The organism is Nonomuraea sp. NPDC050536, from assembly GCF_044457685.1.
Lineage (GTDB): Bacteria > Actinomycetota > Actinomycetes > Streptosporangiales > Streptosporangiaceae > Nonomuraea.
Window position 1 is genome coordinate 33,798 of the sequence record NZ_JBITHD010000017.1, and the last position, 17,234, is coordinate 51,031.

The following is a 17,234-nucleotide window of genomic DNA, read 5'->3' on the forward strand; positions in this document are numbered from 1 at the left end:
GTGCGGATATCCATGCTGGGGGCACTGGAGGTCGAGGGCGAGACGGGCCCGGTGGCCGTCGGCGGGTTCCGCGTACGTACGCTGCTCGCCCTGCTGGCGCTGGAGGCAGGCCGTACCGTCACCGCCGAGCGCCTGATCGACGCGCTGTGGCCGGGCGAGCCGCCCGCCAACGCGGCCAACGCCCTGCAGACCCTGGTCAGGCGGCTGCGCGCGGCGCTGCGACCGGCCGAGGTCGTGCGGAGCCGCCCCGGGGGCTACGTGCTGGCGGTCCCGGCCGACGACGTCGACGCGCTCCGGTTCGGCCGCCTGGCCAGGCAGGATCCCGAAGCGGCGCTGGCGCTGTGGCGCGGGCCCGCGCTGGCCGGGCTCACTTCGGTCCCGCACCTGGCCAACGTGGCCGCTTCCCTGGAGGACGAGCGCCTGTCCGCCGTCGAGTCGCTGCTCCAGCAGGGCAGGACGGCCGGTCTCGACCTGCTGGCGGAGGTGGCCGCGCATCCGCTGCGCGAGCGGCTCGCGGCCCTGGCCATGCGCGCGCTGGCCGCCGACGGCCGCCAGGCCGACGCGCTGGCCCTCTTCGAGCGGACCCGCGCCAGGCTCGCCGACGAGCTGGGCGTCGACCCCGGTCCCGACTTGCGCGACGCCCACCTCTCCGTTCTCACGGGCGAGCTCCCCCGCCACGTTCCGGTACGGCAGGCCGTACCGGAACCCGCCCCACCGGAAAACGGCGCGCTGCCCAGGAGCAACCTGCGCAGGCCGCTGACCAGCTTCATCGGCAGAGAGGACGAGCTGGCCCAGCTCACGGGCCTGCTCGGCGAGGCCAGGCTGGTGACGATCGTCGGACCCGGCGGCGCGGGCAAGACCAGGCTGGCCACCGAGGCGGCGCTGCGCATGACGCCCGGCTGGATCGTCGAGCTGGCCCCGATCACCGACCCCGGCGGCCTGCCCGCCGCGGTGCTGGACGCGCTCGGCCTGCGCGAGGGCCTGCCCAGCCTGCACCCGGACCCCACCCGGCAGGCGGACGGAGCGCCGGCCCGGGTCGTGGACGGACCGCTGGCCCGGGTGGTGGACGCGCTCGGCCACCACCGCGCGGTCATCGTGCTGGACAACTGCGAGCATCTGGTCGACGCGGCCGCCACGCTGACCGAGTCGCTGCTGGCCGACTGCCCCGGCCTGCGCGTGCTGGCCACCAGCCGGGAGCCGCTGAACGTGCCGGGCGAGCGGCTCGCCCCGATCCCGTCGCTCGAGCTGCCGCCGATGGGCGTGCCTGCCGAGCTGGCAGTCGGATACCCGGCGGTGCGGCTGCTGATCGACCGGGCCGCGAACTTCGCGCTGGACGCCGGCAACACCGAGGCCGTGGTGTCGCTGTGCCGCAGGCTCGACGGGATGCCGCTGGCGATCGAGCTGGCCGCCGCCCGGCTGCGCACGATGACGGCCAGGCAGCTGGCCGACCGCCTCGACGACCGCTTCCGGCTGCTCACCGGCGGCAGCCGGACGGCGTTGCCGCGCCAGCAGACGCTGCGCGCGGTGGTCGAGTGGAGCTGGGACCTGCTGGACGGCCAGGAGCGGACGCTGGCGCGGCGCCTGGCGGTGTTCGCGGGCGGCGCCGGGCTTGAGTCGGTGGAGGCGGTGTGCGACGCCACACCCGACGTGCTCGGCGCGCTGGTGGACAAGTCGCTGGTCCAGGTGGCCGGTGTTCATGACGGGGGCGGCCGCTACACGATGCTGGAGACGATCCGCGCCTACGCGCTCGAGCGGCTGTCTGAGTCGGGCGAGGAGGCGGAGTATCGGCGCCGCCACGCCGTACACCTCATGGAGCTGGCCGAGCGCGCGGTGCCCGAGCTGCGGACGGCGACGCAGCTGGAGTGGATGGAGCGGCTGACGGCCGAGCGCGACAACTGGGCGGCGGCGCTGCACTGGGCGCACGAGACGGGCGACGTCGAGATCTCTCTGCGGCTGTGCGCGGCGCTGAACTGGTTCTGGTGGATGGGCGGCTACCACCAGGAGTCGGCGGCGTGGGCCACCAGGGCGATGGAGCTGGCCGGCAACCGGCCGCCCGAGGGGCTGGTGCGGGCGTACGTGGCGTGCCGGTTCGCCTATGGGGTCAGCCTGTTCGGCGAGCTGGTCAGCGACAAGGGAGCCATGGAGCGGCTGGCGGCGGAGATGGAGGAGCTGGTCGACGCTGCCGAGCGCGAGGGGCCCGTGCATCCGCTGCTGCTCATCAGCCGGGTCGTGATGGCGTCCGCCTCCGGACAGGACGAATACGCCACCGAACTGGTCGGGCGTTACCTGGAGTCCGACGACCCGTGGCTGGCGGCTTGCGCGAGGATGATCGGGCCGCCGGGCGGGCGCAGCGAGGAGGGGCTGGAACAGGCGGCGGCCGCCTTCAGGAAGCTGGGCGACCGGTGGGGGCTGAGCGAGGCGCTGCTCGGGCTGGCGTTCATGCGGGCGGCCAGGGGCGCGCCGACCGACGATCTGATCGCGGAGGCCGGGTCGCTGACGTTCGAGTGGGTCAGCCCGATGGAGCGGATCTCGTCGCTGACCCGGCTGGCCTCGCTGCGCGTCCAGGCCGGCGATCTGGAGGGCGCCGGGGCGGACCTGGCCAGGTGCCGGTCGATGGCCGACGCGGACACGCCTGTGTTCGCGCTGATCCAGCTGGGGCTGGCCGAGTGCCAGTTGAGCCGCGTGCGGGGTGACCTGGCCGGCGCCGTGGCCGGGTTCGAGGAGATGATCGGGCTGCTGGTGGACGCGCCGCCGGTGCCGCAGTTCGTGGCCGCGGTGCACACCGGGTACGGGCGGATCCTGGCCGAGCTCGGCGACGGCGGTCAGGCGCTCGAGCAGCACAGGATCGCGCTGGACAAGCTGGGCGACAACCCCGACCTGCCGATGCTGTCGGCCGTGCTGGCCGGGTTCGCGCTGGCCGAGCAGGCCGCCGGCGACGCCGAGCGGGCGGCCGTGCTGTTCGGCGCGTCCGCCGCGGTCGAGCCCGCCGACCAGGCGCCCGACACCCTCGCCGGGGCCGAGTCGGCCAGGCAGACCCTCGGTTCAGAGCGGTTCGAGCGGCTGTACGGCCGGGGCGGCGCGATGACCCGCGAGGAGGTCTACGAGCTGATCGGCAGCACCAGGTAGGACGGCGCGTGGACCGTGGTGGTCCCCTTGTGCGGGTTCCTGGCGAAACGCGGGAAGTTGGAGCCCGCCACATCCACCCGGATCCGGTGGCCCGGCAGGAACCGGTTCGCGATCTCGCCGAGCTCCACCCTGGTCTCGCCGGTGTCGCTGACTCTGGCGATCCCGTCGATCAGCAGCTCCGCCCGGCCGTCGGGGTGCACGTCGATCAGCTTGGCCGTGACGTCCGCTGCCGTGGCCGAGGTGGAGACGCGCGCGACCAGCTCCACCGGCCCCGCGACCTCGACCGCCGCTGTCAGCGGCTCCGTCTGGTAGCGCAGCACGTCGGCGCGCCCGTCGAGCGGCCGCTGGTCGAGCGGCCCGAACCCGTCGAAGACCATCACCGCGCCGCCGAGCGTGGGCACCGGGTCGCCGGGGTCGCTGACGAACTCCCTGCCGCCGCTCTTCGGCGCGGTGCCGAGAGTCCCGTCCTGACCCAGGTGGTACGGCACGCGGCGCACCTCCCGCGGCGGCCAGTGCCGGGCCGTGCGCCACTCGTCGCCGCCCATCACGAAGTACCGGACCCTGTCGTGGTCGTGCATCGGCTCGCCGCGCAGCCATTGGCCGAACCAGTCGAGGTGGATCCCGGTCCAGTCGATCGCGTCCTGGCTCGCCAGGTCGCCGTAGTCGCGGCCGAAGATCTCCCTGTCGCGGGTGAAGTGCGTCCACGGGCCCACGATCAGGCGTGACCGGTCGTCGAGCCGCTGGAAGTGGGCGATCGTGTCCTCGGCGAAGTAGTCGTACCAGCCGGTGCTCATCAGCGCGGGCACCCGGATCCTGTCGTGCTCGACGACCGCCCGCTTCCACAGCTCTGCCCGCGGGTCCGGGTTGTCCATCCACTCGGCGAAGAACGGGGCGAGGTCGGCCAGCATCGGCTGGTCGCTGATCGGGTCCCGCTCGGCGTGCTCGGGCGACAGCATGACCGCGGTGTACCGCTCCAGCGCCGCCGGGTCCGCTTCGCCGCGGGCGATGCGGCGCTGCAGCTCGTTCAGGCCGAAGACGACATACGCCACGGTCAGCGTCACGTTCAGGTGGGGGATGCCGTGCCGGTAGGCGATCTCGTACAGGCCTGCCGGGGTGACGTGCGGGGCGATCGCGCGCAGGCCCTCCGGCTGCTCCTGGGCGGCCAGCAGCTGGGTGATCCCCAGGTAGGAGTCCCCGTACATGCCGACGTTCCCGTCGGACCAGGGGGCGGTGGCCGCCCAGCGGACCGCGTCGTGGCCGTCCTCCGCCTCGTGGGCGAGGAACTCGAAGCGGCCTGCCGAGTCGCCGGTGCCGCGCACGTCCTGGAGTGCCACGGCGTAACCCGCTTCGACCAGGCGGGCCACGTTCAGGTGGAAACCGGCGGACTCCTCGGCCCTGCCGTACGGGGTCCTGGAGAGCAGGACGGGGAAGCGGCCGTGCGCGGCGGGGCGCCACAGCGTGGCGGCGAGCTCGACGCCGTCGCGGGCGGTCATGGTCTCGGCAGAGGTGATCACTTGACTCTCCTGTTGTAGGCCCGCAGGGCGAGCGGGGCGAAGACGACGACCAGGCCGGCGGTCCAGCCGAGCGTGATCCAGACGTCGGCGGCGTGCAGGCCACCCACCATGAGCCCGCGCAGCGCGCCGGCCAGGTGCGAGACGGGGTTGACGTCCATCCACCAGCTCAGCCAGCCGGGCATCTGCGTGGCGGGGATGAAGGCGCTGCTGCCGAAGGTGAGCGGCAGGATCACCGCGGTGGCCATGCCCTGCATCGAGGTGACCGACTTGGCCTTCAGGCCGATCCAGGCCGAGCCCCAGCTGAGCGCCATCGCGAACAACACCAGCAGCCCGATCCCGGCCAGCGCCTGAAGCGGATCGGTCTGGATACGGAACCCGACGACATAGCCGATGATCAGCGACATCGCGATCGTGATCAGCAGGGTCAGCAGGTCGGCCATGATCCGCCCGGCCAGCGGCGCCAGCCGGGCGATCGGCATCGTCCTGAACCGGTCGAAGACGCCGTTGCCGATGTCGGTGGCCAGGTTCATGCCGGTGCCGATCGTGGAGATCAGCGCCACCTGGGTCAGCACGCCGGGAAGCATGTACATGACGGCGCCCGCCCGGTCGCCGCCCGAGCCGCCGAACAGGTACACGAACACCACGATCATGAACACGGGCTGCAGCAGCAGGCTGATCAGTTGCCCCGGGCTGTTCTTCAGCGGGACCAGGCTGCGCCAGGCGAGGGTGAGGCTCTGGGTGATCACTTGCCGGCTCCCATCAGGGTCTTGTCGGTGCCCGTGAGCGTGAGGAAGACGTCGTCGAGCGAGGGCAGCCGCAGCGCGTGCTCGGCGAGCACGATCCCGGCCTCGTCCAGCTTCCTGAGTACGGCGGGCGGCACCGCGAGGTCGTGGATGGGGATGGTCAGCCGGCCGTCCTCGCCGGGTTTCGCGCCGAGGATCCCGGCGGCCTTCTCGACGTCGTCCCGCCTGAGCGGCTTGAGGTCGAGGCGGTGGCCGCCGGCCAGCGCCTTGAGCTCGTCCGGGCTGCCGCTCGCCGCCACCCTGCCGTTGTCGATGACCAGCAGGTCGTCGGCCAGCTGGTCGGCCTCCGCCAGATACTGGGTGGTCAGCAGCACGGTCACGCCGTCGGCCACCAGTTCCCTGACCACGTCCCACAGCTCGTTGCGGGCGTGCGGGTCCAGCCCGGTGGTCGGCTCGTCGAGGAACAGGATCCGCGGCCGGCTCACCAAGCTGACGGCCAGGTCGAGCCTCCTGCGCATGCCGCCCGAGTACGCGCCGGCCTGCTTGGCCGCCGCCTCGGTCAAGGAGAACCTCTCGAGCAGCTCGGCCGCCCGGGCCTTCGCACTGGTGCGGGACAAGCCGAGCAGCCGCCCGATCATCACCAGGTTCTGGGTCCCGGTGAGCTTCTCGTCCACCGAGGCGTACTGGCCGGTCAACCCGATCAGCTGCCGCACCTTGGCGGCCTGCCGCGTCACGTCGAACCCGCCCACCAGCGCCCGCCCCTCGTCCGGAGCGGCGAGCGTCGCCAGGATCCGCACCGCCGTGGTCTTCCCCGCGCCGTTCGGCCCCAGCACTCCGAGCACGGTGCCGGCCCGGACCCGCAGGTCGATCCCGTCCAGCGCGGCCTTGTCGCCGTACCGCTTCACAAGCCCTTCAGCTTCGATCGCGTAGGTCATGCCCCCACGCTCCCGAACCCGGCTGGCAACCCCCTGGCAACGACCTGTCAGCCGGGTCAGGCGGGATCAGGTGCCTTGCGGGGGTCTGGCGCGCAGCTCGTCCAGGGATGAGAAAGGCGAGTCCGCCCTGGCGGCGACGGCGGCCGCGCTGAACAGCCGGCCCAGCACGGCCAGGTCGGCGGCGGGGACGGTGCCGCTCAGCTGGGCGATGAGCTCGCCGTTGCCGTTGCCGCACAGCACCTCGACCTCGAGCACGCCGTCTCCGGCGGCGGCCGCCGTCAGGTCGTAGCGGCCGCGGCTGCTCGACACGTGCAACTCGAGTGCCTGGGTCATGCGTAATCCCCTTTCCACGGCCACCCGCGTGGCGTTGTCGATCAAGCCGGCAGCCGTGAAGGTAGCGCACACCTCCGACAAGATCTTTCCGGGCACGTCGTCAGGCCGTTCCGGCAACAGGCGGATAGTCGGAATGGGGAAGAATGTGCAACTTTCACCGCTTGGAGCACGTCAAAAGGGGCAGTCGCATGGTTCGGGGTCGGGTACGGTAGGCCACCGGTAAGCGTCCCCCGCCTGCCTGGTTAGTTGACTGCGGAGCTGTCTTGAACCATCCCCCGATACAACTGCCAAGGCTCACCGCTCTCGTGCGGCAGGCCGTACCGAAGCTGCTCGAAGGCGTGGTCGCCCCCCTCGCGGTCTTCTACGCGGCGCTCACGGTGCTGGGGCTCAAAGGGGCTCTGGCGGCGGCGGTGGGGTGGGTCTATCTGGGGTTGATCTACCGGCTGGTCAGGCGGGTCAGGATTCCCGCGACGATGATCCTGGCGGCGATCGCGATCACGGCGCGGGCCGCGGTGGGGTTCTGGACCGGCAGCTGGGTGATCTACTTCATCCAGCCGGAGCTGGGCACGATCTGCATCAGCATGGCCTTCCTAGCCAGCGTCCGGCTCAACAAGCCGCTCGTGCAGAAGCTCACGCTCGACTACATCCATCTGCCGTCGGCGGTGCTCCGGCACGAGCGGGTGCGCAGGTTCTTCGCGCGGATCACGCTGCTGTGGGCGTTCGTGCTGCTGGCCAACTCCACGGTGAGCATCTGGCTGGCGCTGCACGAGTCGCTCGGCACGTTCATGCTGCTGCGGACCTCAGCGGTGGCCGTGATGAGCGGGCTGGCGATCGCGTTCTCCATCTTCGCCTTCAAGCGCCTGCTGCACCGCCTGCACATCGCGCACGCCTAGCGCGAACGCGCCGGCCAGGCCCATCACCAGTCCCGTGAGCAGGGCGAACAGCTCGACAAGCCGCTGCGCCGGGCTCGCCGACCCCGAGCCGATCGGCCCGCCGACCGCGCCCACGATCTCGGCGAACAGGCTGTTGCCGAACATGATCCCCGACCCCAGCCAGGCCACGGCGAGCAGCTTCCAGTACGGCCGGCCGCTACGGAAGACGGCGACCAGGCAGACGGCCCCGGCGATGCCCAGCACACCCTGGACGCCGTCCTGCACCGCGGTCACGAACGACTCCCCCGACAGCGCCCAGTAGACGCGGGTCCCGCCGAGCACGCAGGCCACCACGAGCGCTCCCCAGCCCACGACGTGGTGGAACGGCTGGATGCGCAGCGAGATGTGCGGCCACCGGTCGCGGACGTAGAGGGCGAACGCCGCCATGAGCCCGATGCCCTGCCCGACGAATCCCCCGTACACCATCATGTAGATCCACGGCGCGATGGGCCCGCCGGTGGAGAAGACGGCCCAGCCCTCGACGAGCAGCGCCAGCGGCGCGCTGGCCAGGATGTTGAACAGCAGCCCGATCCCCACCCACAGCGGCAGCAACACCAGCCAGCCGGGCAACCGCATGCCCCAGCGCATGGTGAACCCGAGCGCGAGCACCAGGGCCACGGCGTCCATGCCGAACGTCAGGCCGTTCATCCCGAGCATGGTCGACGAGCCCATCAGCGCCGGATCGGAGACGCCGATCGAGCTGCCTGTCATCCAGAGGATCTTGATGGTGAGGTAGGGGAGCATGGCGGCGATCGCCACGATCGCCGCCGTGATCCGGCCGATGCCGGCCTTGGGAGGTGTCGTCATGTACCGAGCGTGCTCCCCAGCGCCCGCGACACCCTCCCGCCGTCAGGGGAACCTGATCCCCCGTACGGGGGAGCTAGGACAGCGGCACCGCCCGGTCCAGGGCGGGCGGGGTCACGGTGCCCTGGCGCAGGTAACCCCGCATCGCCTCGTAGTCGCGGTTGCCGCGCACCGCGTCGGTGTACCCGGCGAAGGCGGAGTATCCGTCGGCGCCGAGCAGCGTGTAGGCCAGCGCGGCGAGCCGGTAGGTCTTACCGGTGTCGAGCGGCTGCCCGTTGATGATCACGTCGGCGGGGTTGATCCTGTCGCCGACAGGCCTGCTCGCGTCGTAGGAGAAGCGGACGTTCTTCGACACGGCCAGCGGCGCGAACTTCACGGTGCCGTTGGCCTGCGTCTGCCACTGCTGCTCCAGTGCCTGCTCGAGCTGCGAGCCCTTGACCGTGACCGTGAGCACCGGGTTGGCGTATCCCCAGGCCGCCCAGGACTCGCCCATGAGCACCGTGCCGTCGCTGTCCGCGGGGTTGGCGCCCTTGGCGAACAGCAGGTCGCCGCGCAGGGAGTTGGAGCCCTTGGGCGGGGCGACGGCCACCATGGCCAGGTCGGCCTGGCCACCCGGTGTCTTCTGCGAGTCGGCGTACTCCACGTCCGCCACGGTGTTGCCGAGCGTGCTCTGCCCCGTCGCGTCCCGCGTCCTGGTCAGGTCTCCGGTGATCGTGCCGTACGGCTTGGCGTAGGTCTCGTTCTTCTTGGCGTTCCAGTAGTCGACCAGCTTGACCATGGCGGGGTCCGGGGTGACGTCCCGGGTCACGGGATGGTTCACCGACGTCGTCGCCGAGCGGATGACGTCGCGGGTGCGCGGGTCCAGCCGGAAGTTGATCTCGTTGATCAGCTTGCCGTGGTAGGCGGCCTCGACGACGGGACGGAGGTTGCCATCCGGGTCGGGGATCATGCAGTTGAACGGCGCGTGCCAGTGTCCTGTGACGATCGCGTCGATCTCGGGCGAGACCTGCCTGGCGAAGTCGATGACCGGCCCGCTCGGGTCGACGCACCGGTCGTACAGGTCGTCCTTGGTCGTGCCGCCCTCGTGCACATTGACCACGATGGCCTTGACGCCCCTGCGCTTGAGGATGTCGACGTACCGGTTGGCGGTCTCCACCAGCGGCAGGTTGTCCAGCGACGGCTGGTAGGAGGTGGAGCCGTCGACCGTGGTCGGGGTGGTCAGGTTGATGAACCCGACCGGGATCCCGCGGAAGTACTTGACCACGTACGGCTTGAGCACCGGGCGCGTTTCGCCCTTCCTGGTGATGTTGGCCGTGGAGATCTCGAAGTCGGCCCCGTGGAAGCGCTGCCCGTCGGAGTCGGTGAAGCAGCTGTCGACGTCGATGTCGCCGAAGCACTGCCCCTTGCCCATGTGGTCGCGCAGGAACTCCAGCGACCGGTCGAGCTCGTGGTTGCCCACGGTGGTGAAGTCGAGCTTGATCTTGTTCAGGAACTCGATCGTGGGCTCGTCGGCGTGGTAGGAGACCTCGGTGGGCCAGCCGCTGAAGTTGTCACCGGCGGAGAAGGTGACGGTGTTCTCGTGGCCTTCCCTCAGCTTGTTCAGGTGTGTCGCGAGGTACGGCGCGCCGCCGACGACGATGTTCGCGCCCGACGGGTCCTTGATCGTGCCGTCGCCCACGTTGTTCTGCGGGGTGATGTAGCCGTGGAAGTCGGTGATGGACAGCAACTGGACGTCCACGGGCTTCGGCTTGGCCTGGGCGGCGGGTGAGGCCACCGTGGCCAGAGTGACTCCTAATGCGACAGTGATCCACTTGCGGGCGGAATGCACACAGACTCCTAAATAGGGGGATATTTCGGGAGGAAAGCCTTGTGGGTCAGCCCTTCTGGCCGGTGAACGCGGCAGCTGCCGCCGCATGACCACGAAGAGAACGATCATGGGCCGCCGTGGGTCAGAAGCCGTCGGCCAGCCAGAACGTGGCCTCGGGCGCGCGGGACAGGGCTTCGATCTCGGCGGCGCCGGCGTGCACGGGTCTGGCCATGCCCTCGTCCCCGCCTGGGCGCAGGACGCCGAAGGCACGGCGGAGGGCGGGCTCGGTGAGCGGGTCCCTGGGGCAGCGGATCGTGACCGGACGGCCGCCGGCCAGGGACGCGGCGTGGCCAGCCAGCGCCCAGGCGGCCTCCTCGTCGAGGACCGCCAGCTCGGCCAGCTCCAGCCGCTCCCCCCGGTCGGCCAGCGCGACGTAGCCGCGGTCGGCGTAGGCGAACAACCGGGCGGGCGGACCCAGGCGACGCCCGACGCCGCGGGTCCAGTCCGCCGGGGCGCGCACCGCGGTCAGCGGCCGGTGGGCGTTGAAGGCCGCGTGGATCGGCGCCAGGGTCCGCCATTCCGCGACGGGAACCGGGCGCACCCCGCCGGCGGGCGGCACCGGGGGCGGGGGCTCCGCCGTACGCTCGCACAGGGGGAACGGGCGCCAGCCCAGCGAGGCGTAGACGTGCTGGCTGCCGGTGAACAGCAGCGACCAGGCGCACCCGTCGCCGGCCATCGCCTCCAGGGCCAGCTCGAGCAGCCGGCGGGCGTGGCCGCGCCGGCGCGCGTCCGCGCGGGTGGCCACCGCGCCCACCCCGCCCACCCGCACCGGCGTCCCGGAGGAGGAGCGCAGCAGGCGGGGCACGTAGAGCACCACGGCCAGCACGCCCGAGGAGTCGGCGGCCACGAACGTGCGCGAGTTCCGCTCAGGCACCGCCTCCCAGTCGGCGCGCACCGCCTCCAGCGCGCCGGGGAAGGACTCGCCCCAGACGGCCAGGATGCCGGGCTCGTCGGTGGGGACCGCGGTTCTGTAGTCGGCCATGCCTCAGCCCTTGATCGCGGAGAAGCTCATGGTGGCCACGAAGTGGCGCTGGGCGAACAGGAACCCGAGCGCCATCGGCAGGGTCGCCACCACGTTGCCCGCCATCAGCAGTGACCAGTCGGTGCGGTGGGTGCCGGAGAACTGGGCGATGCCCAGCTGCAGCGTGTACCAGGCCGGGTTGTTGATCCCGATGAGCGGCCAGATCAGGTCGTTCCACGAGCCGAGCAGCGCGAACACGGCGAGCGTGGCCAGCGCGGGCCTGGCCAGCGGCAGCACGACGCGCACGAACGCCCGTACCCGGCCGCAGCCGTCGATCATCGCGGCCTCCTCCAGCTCGGCGGGGAGCGAGAGGAAGAACTGCCGCATCATGAAGATGCCGAACACCGAGCACAGCCACGGGACGATGGCCGCGCCCAGCGTGTTGGCGATCCCGACGCGGGAGAACATGATGAAGGCCGGGATCATCAGCAGCTGCACCGGGATCATGATCGTGCCGAGCAGCAGCATGAACGACACGCCCCGGCCGGGGAACCTCAGCCGGGCGAAGCCGTACCCGGCCAGCGAGCACAGCACGAGCTGCCCTGCCAGCGCGCAGCCCACCACGACCAGCGAGTTGCGCACCCAGGTCAGCACGGGCTGGTCGGAGAAGAGCCTGGCGTAGCCGTCGAGATGGATCCCGTCGGGCAGGAACGGCGGCGGGTACCGCTGGATCTGCCCCGGCGACATCAGCGAGGTCAGCACCATCCACACCAGCGGCAACACGAAGACCAGCGCGGTCGGCATGAGCAGCAGGTGCCAGGGGCTGAACGGCAGCCGCCACCTCGCCTTCTTGGCCACCGGGACCGCCACGGCGGCGGGCCTGGTCTGCACGGCGGTCATCAGAACGCCTCCTTGCGCCGGCGCGAGTAGACCACGATGGCCAGCGTCACCAGGAACGTCCCGGCGAACAGCCCGTAGGCCAGCGCCGAGCCGTACCCGTAGCGCAGCCGCTCGAAGGCGACGCGGTAGATGTAGTAGACGATCGTGGTCGTGGAGTCGGCGGGCTGCCCCTTGGTCGTGACGAAGACCAGGTCGAACAGCTGCAGCGACTGGATCGTCTGCCAGACGGCGACGAAGACCGTCACGGGCGCCAGGTGCGGCACCACGACGCTGCGGAAGGCCCGCCAGCGCCCGGCGCCGTCGATCATGGCCGCCTCGGTCAGCGACTTCGGCACGTCCTGCAGCGCCGCCAGGTAGATCACCACGTTGAAGGCGGCCGAGCTCCACAGTCCGACCACGCAGAGCACGATCATGGCCTGCGAGGGGCTCTCCATGAACTGCTGCTGCGGCAGCCCGAGCAGCCGCAGCACGTTGTTGGCGCCGCCGAAGGCGGGATCGAAGACGTAGTTGGCCAGGATCCCCTGCGCGGCCGTGGAGGCGACGAACGGGATGAAGATGCACGTCCGGTAGAAGCCGATGAACCTGATCTTCCTGTTCAGCGCCACCGCGAGCAGCAGCCCGACGACGATCGACCCGGGCACGTAGAGCACGGTGTAGAACAGCGTGTGCCGCACGGCCGCCCACACCGACGGGTCGTTGATCATCTTCTCGTAGTTGCGCCAGCCGACGTCGGTGGCCGGGGTGATGTTGTCGGTCTTCTGGCGGGAGATGAGGAACGCCCAGGCCGCGGGGAACAGGTGCATCGCGGCGATCACCAGCAGCCCCGGCAGGACGAACCCCCACCCGATGAGCCCCTTCCTGACCATCACTCGTCCAGCGCGGAGGTGGCCTTCTGCGCGGCCTCGGTCAGCGCCTGCTTCGGGTCCGCGCCCTGCACCAGCACCTTGATCAGACCGTTCGCGGCCTCCTGGGAGACCTCGGTGTAGCTGCCGATGGACGGACGCAGGTTCTTGGCGTTCTTCAGGTTGTCGAAGAACACCTGCAGCGTCGGGTCATCCTTGAGCCGCTGCTTGAACGCCGCGGTCTCGCCCTCGGACACGCGCAGCGGCAGCGATCCGGCGATCGCGCTGAAGCGGGAGTCCTGCTCGGGCTCTGTCACCCACTTGACGAACTCGTAGGCCCAGTGCGCTCGGGCGGGGTCCTGGTGGTCGAGCAGTGCCCAGAAGTCGGGACCCGCGATGGTCTGGTGGTCGCCGTTGACGCCCGGCAGGAACGACACGCCGATGTCGATCCCGGCCTTCTTGCTCGGGTTGCTGGACCAGGGGCCGGTGAGGAACATCGCGATGTTGCCCGAGTTGAACAGGGGCTGGATCTTGGTGGCGGTCTGGTCGAGGTAGACGCTCTTGTCCTGGACGGCCATCCTGCGCAGGAGCGTGGTGGCCTGGACCGCGGCGTCGGAGTCGAAGGTGGCCTTGGTGGCCTGCGCGTCGACGATGTCGCCGCCGTGCTGCCACAGCAGCGGCCAGAACGGGTACACCGTGCCCTCGCCGCCGTCGACCGGCCAGGCCGTGCCGTACTGCTTCTTGGCCGGGTCGGTCAGCTTCTTGGCGGCGTCGGCGAACTGCTCCCAGGTCCAGTCGTTGGTCGGGTAGGCCACCTTGGCCTGGTCGAACAGCTTCTTGTTGTAGAGGATGCCGATGTCGTCGATCAGCGCGGGGAAGCCGATGACCTTGCCCTTGATCGTGACCGTCTTCTGCGCGGCCTGCGGGATGTCGTCCCACTTCACATCCGGCTGGCGAACCTTGTCGGTGATGTCCAGGGCCTTGCCGCTGGCGGCCAGCTTGGTGGCCCACGCCCCGAAGGCGTAGGAGATGTCGGGGTAGTCGCCGGCCGCGAACCCGGCGCTCAGCTTCTCCAGCAGCTTGTCGGTGCTCGGCGCGCCGGAGGAGGTGGTGATCGTCACGTTCGGGTGCTTGGCGTGGAACTCGGCCGCCAGCCCCTCGAGCAGCTTCTCGCCGTCCTCGATCTGGCCGGTCCACCAGGTGAGCGTGACCGGCTTGGCCGGGTCGAAGGACCCGGTCGCCTTCGGCGGGCCGCTCTGGCCGCCGTCGGAGCATCCGGCGACCAGCGCCGCCGCGAGCAGGGCGATTAAGGGTAGCTTCTTCATGGTGCCCTCCTGAGGTTGGCCGTCCAGGCCATGAGCTGGGCGTCGATCGCCGCCCGCGTGCGTGGTTCCCCGGGCGCGTCGGGCCGCCGCTGCCACGGCAGCGGCCCTCCCTCGCGCCTGAACTCCACCCCGAGCGCCTCCAGGCGCTTTTCGTGTACGGCAAGCCGCCGCGTGAACCCGTCGAAGTCCTGCCGCCCGCTCCACACGGCCTCCGCGAACGCCGCGAGCCGTGGGAAGGCCATGTAGTCGAGCAGCCGGGGCGAGTCGATGTGCTCGGTCCACAGCGCGGCCTGCGCGCCCAGCACCCGCTCCCGCTCCGCCCCGGCCAGGCCCGCCGGGAGCGGGTCGAAGGCGTGCACGTCGCGCAGGCTGGTCACGCTGCCGATCGGGACCGGCTCGTCGGCCAGCTCCGACTGCCGGAAGTCCAGGTACGTCCCCGTGAAGGGCGAGACCACCACGTCGTGCCCCGCCCGCACGGCCAGCGCCGCGCACTCCTCGCCGCGCCAGGCCGCGACCGTGGTGCCCGCAGGCACGCCGCCCTCGAGCAACTCGTCCCAGCCCAGCGGGGTGCGCCCGCGGGCGATCAGGTAGTCGGTGAACTGCCGCACGAACCAGGTCTGCAGCTCCTCGACGGAACGCAGGCCCAGGTCGGCCATGCGCTGCTTGGCGTCCAGGCTCTCCCGCCACTGCCCCTTGCGGGCCTCGTCGCCGCCGACGCAGACGTACTCGCCGGGGAACAGCTCGAGCACCTCGTCGAAGACGTCCTTGAAGAAGGTGATGGCGGCGTCGGAGACGTTGAGCACGTCGTCCTGAATGCCCCAGCCGGTGCCGACCTCCGGCTGCGCCTCGGCCAGGTTGCCCAGCTCGGGGTAGGCGGCGATGGCGGCCCGTGTGTGCCCGGGCAGGTCGATCTCCGGGACCACCGTGACGAACCGGTCGGCCGCGTAGGCGACGATCTCCCTGATGTCGTCCTGGCTGTAGTAGCCGCCGTGCGGCCGGCCGTCGAAGCGGCCGTGCACGACGGACCCGACGGGCGACTCGCGCCGCCAGGCGCCCACCTCGGTCAGCCGCGGGTACTTCCTGATCTCCAGCCGCCAGCCCTGGTCGTCGGTCAGGTGCAGGTGCAGCACGTTGAGCTTGTGCATGGCCAGCAGGTCGATGTAGCGCAGCAGCTCGTGCTTGGGCAGGAAGTGCCTGGCCACGTCGATGAGGCAGCCCCGCCAGCGGAACGCGGGCCGGTCGCCGATGGTGACCGGCGCGACCTGCCACCGCCGCTTCCCGGTACGGCCGGCCCGGTAGACCGCGGGGTCGAGGAGCTGGCGCAGGCTCTGGGCCCCGTAGAACGCGCCGGCCGGGTCGCCGGCCCTGATCAGCACGCGCTCGGCGGTGACCGTCAGCTCGTAGCCCTCCGGCGGCAGGCCGGGTGCGGTCCGGATCTCGATCCCGCCCGTTCCCTCGGGCAGGGGACATCCGGTCGCGGGGGTGAGCGCCTCCCTCAGCCAGGCTGCCGCCCTGCTCAGCGCGGGGTCGGCGGTGAGGGGGGTGGCGGGCGTCAGCTCGAACGGATCGGCGCCGCCGGCCGTACGGGATGGCAGGGGGATGATCACAGGGCCTGCACCGTCCCCGTCTCGCGGGCGCGCTCGGCGGCCCAGACGACCAGGTGCCCGGCCAGCGCGTCGGCGGCGTCGCCGCCGAGGACGCGCTGGTCGCGGGCCTCCACCGCGTCGATGAAGGCCGCGGTCAGCCCGCCGTCGCCGCCGCCGTGCCCATCGGCGGCGGACGCGCCCGCGACCGTCCGCGAGTCCAGGACCTCCTCGGACCCGTCGCGGAAGTCGACGACCCTGACCGTCTTGCCGTCGCCCTCGGCGAAGCCGTGGCTGCCGAAGACGCGGGTCTTGCGGTGCTCGAGCGGGGTGAAGGCGGTCATCGTGAAGGACACGGTCGCTCCCCCGGCGAACTCCATCATCACGACCTGCTGGTCGACCACGTCGTTGTCGGTCGCGTAGACGCACTTGCCGTACGGGCCGCTCTCGAGCGCCGCCAGCACGCCCCGCTCGGTCGCGTCGGCGGTGACGGCGGCCAGCGGCCAGAACTCCTTGCGCGGATCGCCCAGGCAGCCGAGGTAGAGGCGCTTGGCCGAGTACGGGCAGCCGGGCTCGACCGCGCAGGACACGCAGCGATCCCCCGCGCCCTGCGGCCTGTTCTCCTCGCGGAAGTGGACGAGGCTGCCGAACGAGGCGACCCGCTGCGGCTTCTGCCCGAGGATGTACAGCAGCCAGTCGATGTCGTGGCACGACTTGGTGAGCAGCATCGGACCCGACTCGTCGGCCCTGCGCCACTGGCCGCGCACGAACGAGTGCGCCTGGTGCCACCAGCCGACCGGCTCCAGGTGCTGCACGCTGGCGATCGAGCCGAGCCTGCCGCCGTCGATGACGGACTTCAGCAGCTTGGTGTAGCGCGTGTAGCGCAGCACGTGGCCGACGGCGAACACGACGCCGTTGCGCTCGACGGCGGCCACGATCTGCCTGGCCTCCGCCTCCGTGGGCGCCAGCGGCTTCTCCAGGAGCAGGTCGTAGCCCAGGTCGGCGAAGGCCATCGCGGGCCCGGCGTGCAGGTGGTCCTGCGTGGCGATGACCACGGCGTCCGCGAGCTTTGGGACGGCGGCTAGCTCCGCCCACCCCTCGAACAACCCCTCGGCCGGCACGTCGAACTCGGCGGCGAAGGCCGCCCTCCTCGCCGGATCCGGCTCCGCGACGGCCACGATCCGCGCCCTGCCGTCCACGACGGCGTTCCTGGCGTAGATCTGGCCGCGCATACCCGCCCCCACGACGGCGATGCTGACTGGCATACGATCAACTCCGACTTACTTTTGTTGGATTCCATAAATAAGCACCCTCCGGGCCTCGGGGTCAATATCTAGATTCAGAACGGGAGGGCCGACATACTGTGGAG

14 protein-coding genes are annotated in these 17,234 nt (G+C 71.2%); 2 read left to right on the forward strand and 12 right to left on the reverse strand.

From position 1 onward, the window contains the following. Nucleotides 1–12: 12 nt before the first annotated feature. Nucleotides 13–3,126, forward strand: coding sequence for a BTAD domain-containing putative transcriptional regulator (locus tag ACIBHX_RS37310; RefSeq protein ID WP_397072152.1), 3,114 nt, complete (start codon nt 13–15; stop codon nt 3,124–3,126). Here ACIBHX_RS37310 and ACIBHX_RS37315 read toward each other — a convergent pair. From ACIBHX_RS37315 to ACIBHX_RS37330, 4 genes are all read right to left on the reverse strand, one after another. Continuing rightward, nucleotides 3,099–4,640, reverse strand: a complete 1,542-nt coding sequence (locus tag ACIBHX_RS37315; protein WP_397072153.1) for a CocE/NonD family hydrolase — start codon at nt 4,638–4,640, stop codon at nt 3,099–3,101. The two genes, ACIBHX_RS37310 and ACIBHX_RS37315, sit on opposite strands and share 28 nt — an antisense overlap. Then, nucleotides 4,637–5,386, reverse strand: a complete 750-nt coding sequence (locus ACIBHX_RS37320; protein WP_397072154.1) for an ABC transporter permease — start codon at nt 5,384–5,386, stop codon at nt 4,637–4,639. Before ACIBHX_RS37320 ends, ACIBHX_RS37315 begins: the two co-directional genes overlap by 4 nt. After that, nucleotides 5,383–6,318 carry an ATP-binding cassette domain-containing protein gene (locus ACIBHX_RS37325; protein ID WP_397072155.1) on the reverse strand — a complete coding sequence of 312 codons (936 nt, stop codon included), beginning with the start codon at nt 6,316–6,318 and terminating at the stop codon, nt 5,383–5,385. Before ACIBHX_RS37325 ends, ACIBHX_RS37320 begins: the two co-directional genes overlap by 4 nt. 66 nt (nt 6,319–6,384) lie before the next feature. Continuing rightward, nucleotides 6,385–6,651, reverse strand: a complete 267-nt coding sequence (locus tag ACIBHX_RS37330; protein WP_397072156.1) for a hypothetical protein — start codon at nt 6,649–6,651, stop codon at nt 6,385–6,387. A gap of 263 nt (nt 6,652–6,914) precedes the next feature. On the opposite strand from ACIBHX_RS37330, the gene ACIBHX_RS37335 reads away from it, so the two are divergent. Further along, nucleotides 6,915–7,544 (forward strand): VC0807 family protein, encoded by a 630-nt coding sequence (locus tag ACIBHX_RS37335; RefSeq protein ID WP_397072157.1) that lies wholly within the window; start codon nt 6,915–6,917, stop codon nt 7,542–7,544. Here the strand turns inward: ACIBHX_RS37335 and ACIBHX_RS37340 are convergent. The 8 genes from ACIBHX_RS37340 to ACIBHX_RS37375 all read right to left on the reverse strand — a co-directional run bounded on the left by ACIBHX_RS37340 (nt 7,452) and on the right by ACIBHX_RS37375 (nt 17,130). Then, on the reverse strand, nt 7,452–8,390 hold the full coding sequence (locus ACIBHX_RS37340) for a hypothetical protein (protein WP_397072158.1): 939 nt from the start codon (nt 8,388–8,390) through the stop codon (nt 7,452–7,454). The genes ACIBHX_RS37335 and ACIBHX_RS37340 overlap by 93 nt on opposite strands. Nucleotides 8,391–8,463: 73 nt before the next feature. Continuing rightward, nucleotides 8,464–10,215: a bifunctional metallophosphatase/5'-nucleotidase gene (locus ACIBHX_RS37345; RefSeq protein ID WP_397072159.1), complete on the reverse strand. Its 1,752-nt coding sequence runs from the start codon at nt 10,213–10,215 to the stop codon at nt 8,464–8,466. A gap of 121 nt (nt 10,216–10,336) precedes the next feature. Beyond that, nucleotides 10,337–11,236: a GNAT family N-acetyltransferase gene (locus ACIBHX_RS37350; protein ID WP_397072160.1), complete on the reverse strand. Its 900-nt coding sequence runs from the start codon at nt 11,234–11,236 to the stop codon at nt 10,337–10,339. A 3-nt stretch (nt 11,237–11,239) separates the two neighbouring features. Further along, nucleotides 11,240–12,115 carry a carbohydrate ABC transporter permease gene (locus ACIBHX_RS37355; RefSeq protein WP_397072161.1) on the reverse strand — a complete coding sequence of 292 codons (876 nt, stop codon included), beginning with the start codon at nt 12,113–12,115 and terminating at the stop codon, nt 11,240–11,242. After that, nucleotides 12,115–12,981 carry a carbohydrate ABC transporter permease gene (locus ACIBHX_RS37360; RefSeq protein ID WP_397072162.1) on the reverse strand — a complete coding sequence of 289 codons (867 nt, stop codon included), beginning with the start codon at nt 12,979–12,981 and terminating at the stop codon, nt 12,115–12,117. The genes ACIBHX_RS37355 and ACIBHX_RS37360 overlap by 1 nt, the downstream gene beginning before the upstream one ends. Then, nucleotides 12,981–14,282, reverse strand: coding sequence for an ABC transporter substrate-binding protein (locus tag ACIBHX_RS37365; protein WP_397072163.1), 1,302 nt, complete (start codon nt 14,280–14,282; stop codon nt 12,981–12,983). The genes ACIBHX_RS37360 and ACIBHX_RS37365 overlap by 1 nt, the downstream gene beginning before the upstream one ends. Beyond that, nucleotides 14,279–15,889 (reverse strand): beta-N-acetylhexosaminidase, encoded by a 1,611-nt coding sequence (locus ACIBHX_RS37370; RefSeq protein WP_397072164.1) that lies wholly within the window; start codon nt 15,887–15,889, stop codon nt 14,279–14,281. The genes ACIBHX_RS37365 and ACIBHX_RS37370 overlap by 4 nt, the downstream gene beginning before the upstream one ends. Further along, entirely contained in the window at nt 15,886–17,130 is a 1,245-nt protein-coding gene (locus ACIBHX_RS37375; protein WP_397072165.1) for a Gfo/Idh/MocA family protein, read from the reverse strand. Before ACIBHX_RS37375 ends, ACIBHX_RS37370 begins: the two co-directional genes overlap by 4 nt. Nucleotides 17,131–17,234 lie beyond the last annotated feature (104 nt).

What these genes read in the sequence shown, in the direction of transcription:
- ACIBHX_RS37310 (WP_397072152.1), top strand. Translation starts at nt 13, where the DNA reads ATGCTGGGGGCACTGGAGGTCGAGGGCGAGACGGGCCCGGTGGCCGTC.
- ACIBHX_RS37365 (WP_397072163.1), bottom strand. Translation starts at nt 14,282, where the DNA reads ATGAAGAAGCTACCCTTAATCGCCCTGCTCGCGGCGGCGCTGGTCGCC.
- ACIBHX_RS37325 (WP_397072155.1), bottom strand. Translation starts at nt 6,318, where the DNA reads ATGACCTACGCGATCGAAGCTGAAGGGCTTGTGAAGCGGTACGGCGAC.
- ACIBHX_RS37375 (WP_397072165.1), bottom strand. Translation starts at nt 17,130, where the DNA reads ATGCCAGTCAGCATCGCCGTCGTGGGGGCGGGTATGCGCGGCCAGATC.
- ACIBHX_RS37350 (WP_397072160.1), bottom strand. Translation starts at nt 11,236, where the DNA reads ATGGCCGACTACAGAACCGCGGTCCCCACCGACGAGCCCGGCATCCTG.
- ACIBHX_RS37340 (WP_397072158.1), bottom strand. Translation starts at nt 8,390, where the DNA reads ATGACGACACCTCCCAAGGCCGGCATCGGCCGGATCACGGCGGCGATC.
- ACIBHX_RS37330 (WP_397072156.1), bottom strand. Translation starts at nt 6,651, where the DNA reads ATGACCCAGGCACTCGAGTTGCACGTGTCGAGCAGCCGCGGCCGCTAC.
- ACIBHX_RS37355 (WP_397072161.1), bottom strand. Translation starts at nt 12,115, where the DNA reads ATGACCGCCGTGCAGACCAGGCCCGCCGCCGTGGCGGTCCCGGTGGCC.
- ACIBHX_RS37360 (WP_397072162.1), bottom strand. Translation starts at nt 12,981, where the DNA reads ATGGTCAGGAAGGGGCTCATCGGGTGGGGGTTCGTCCTGCCGGGGCTG.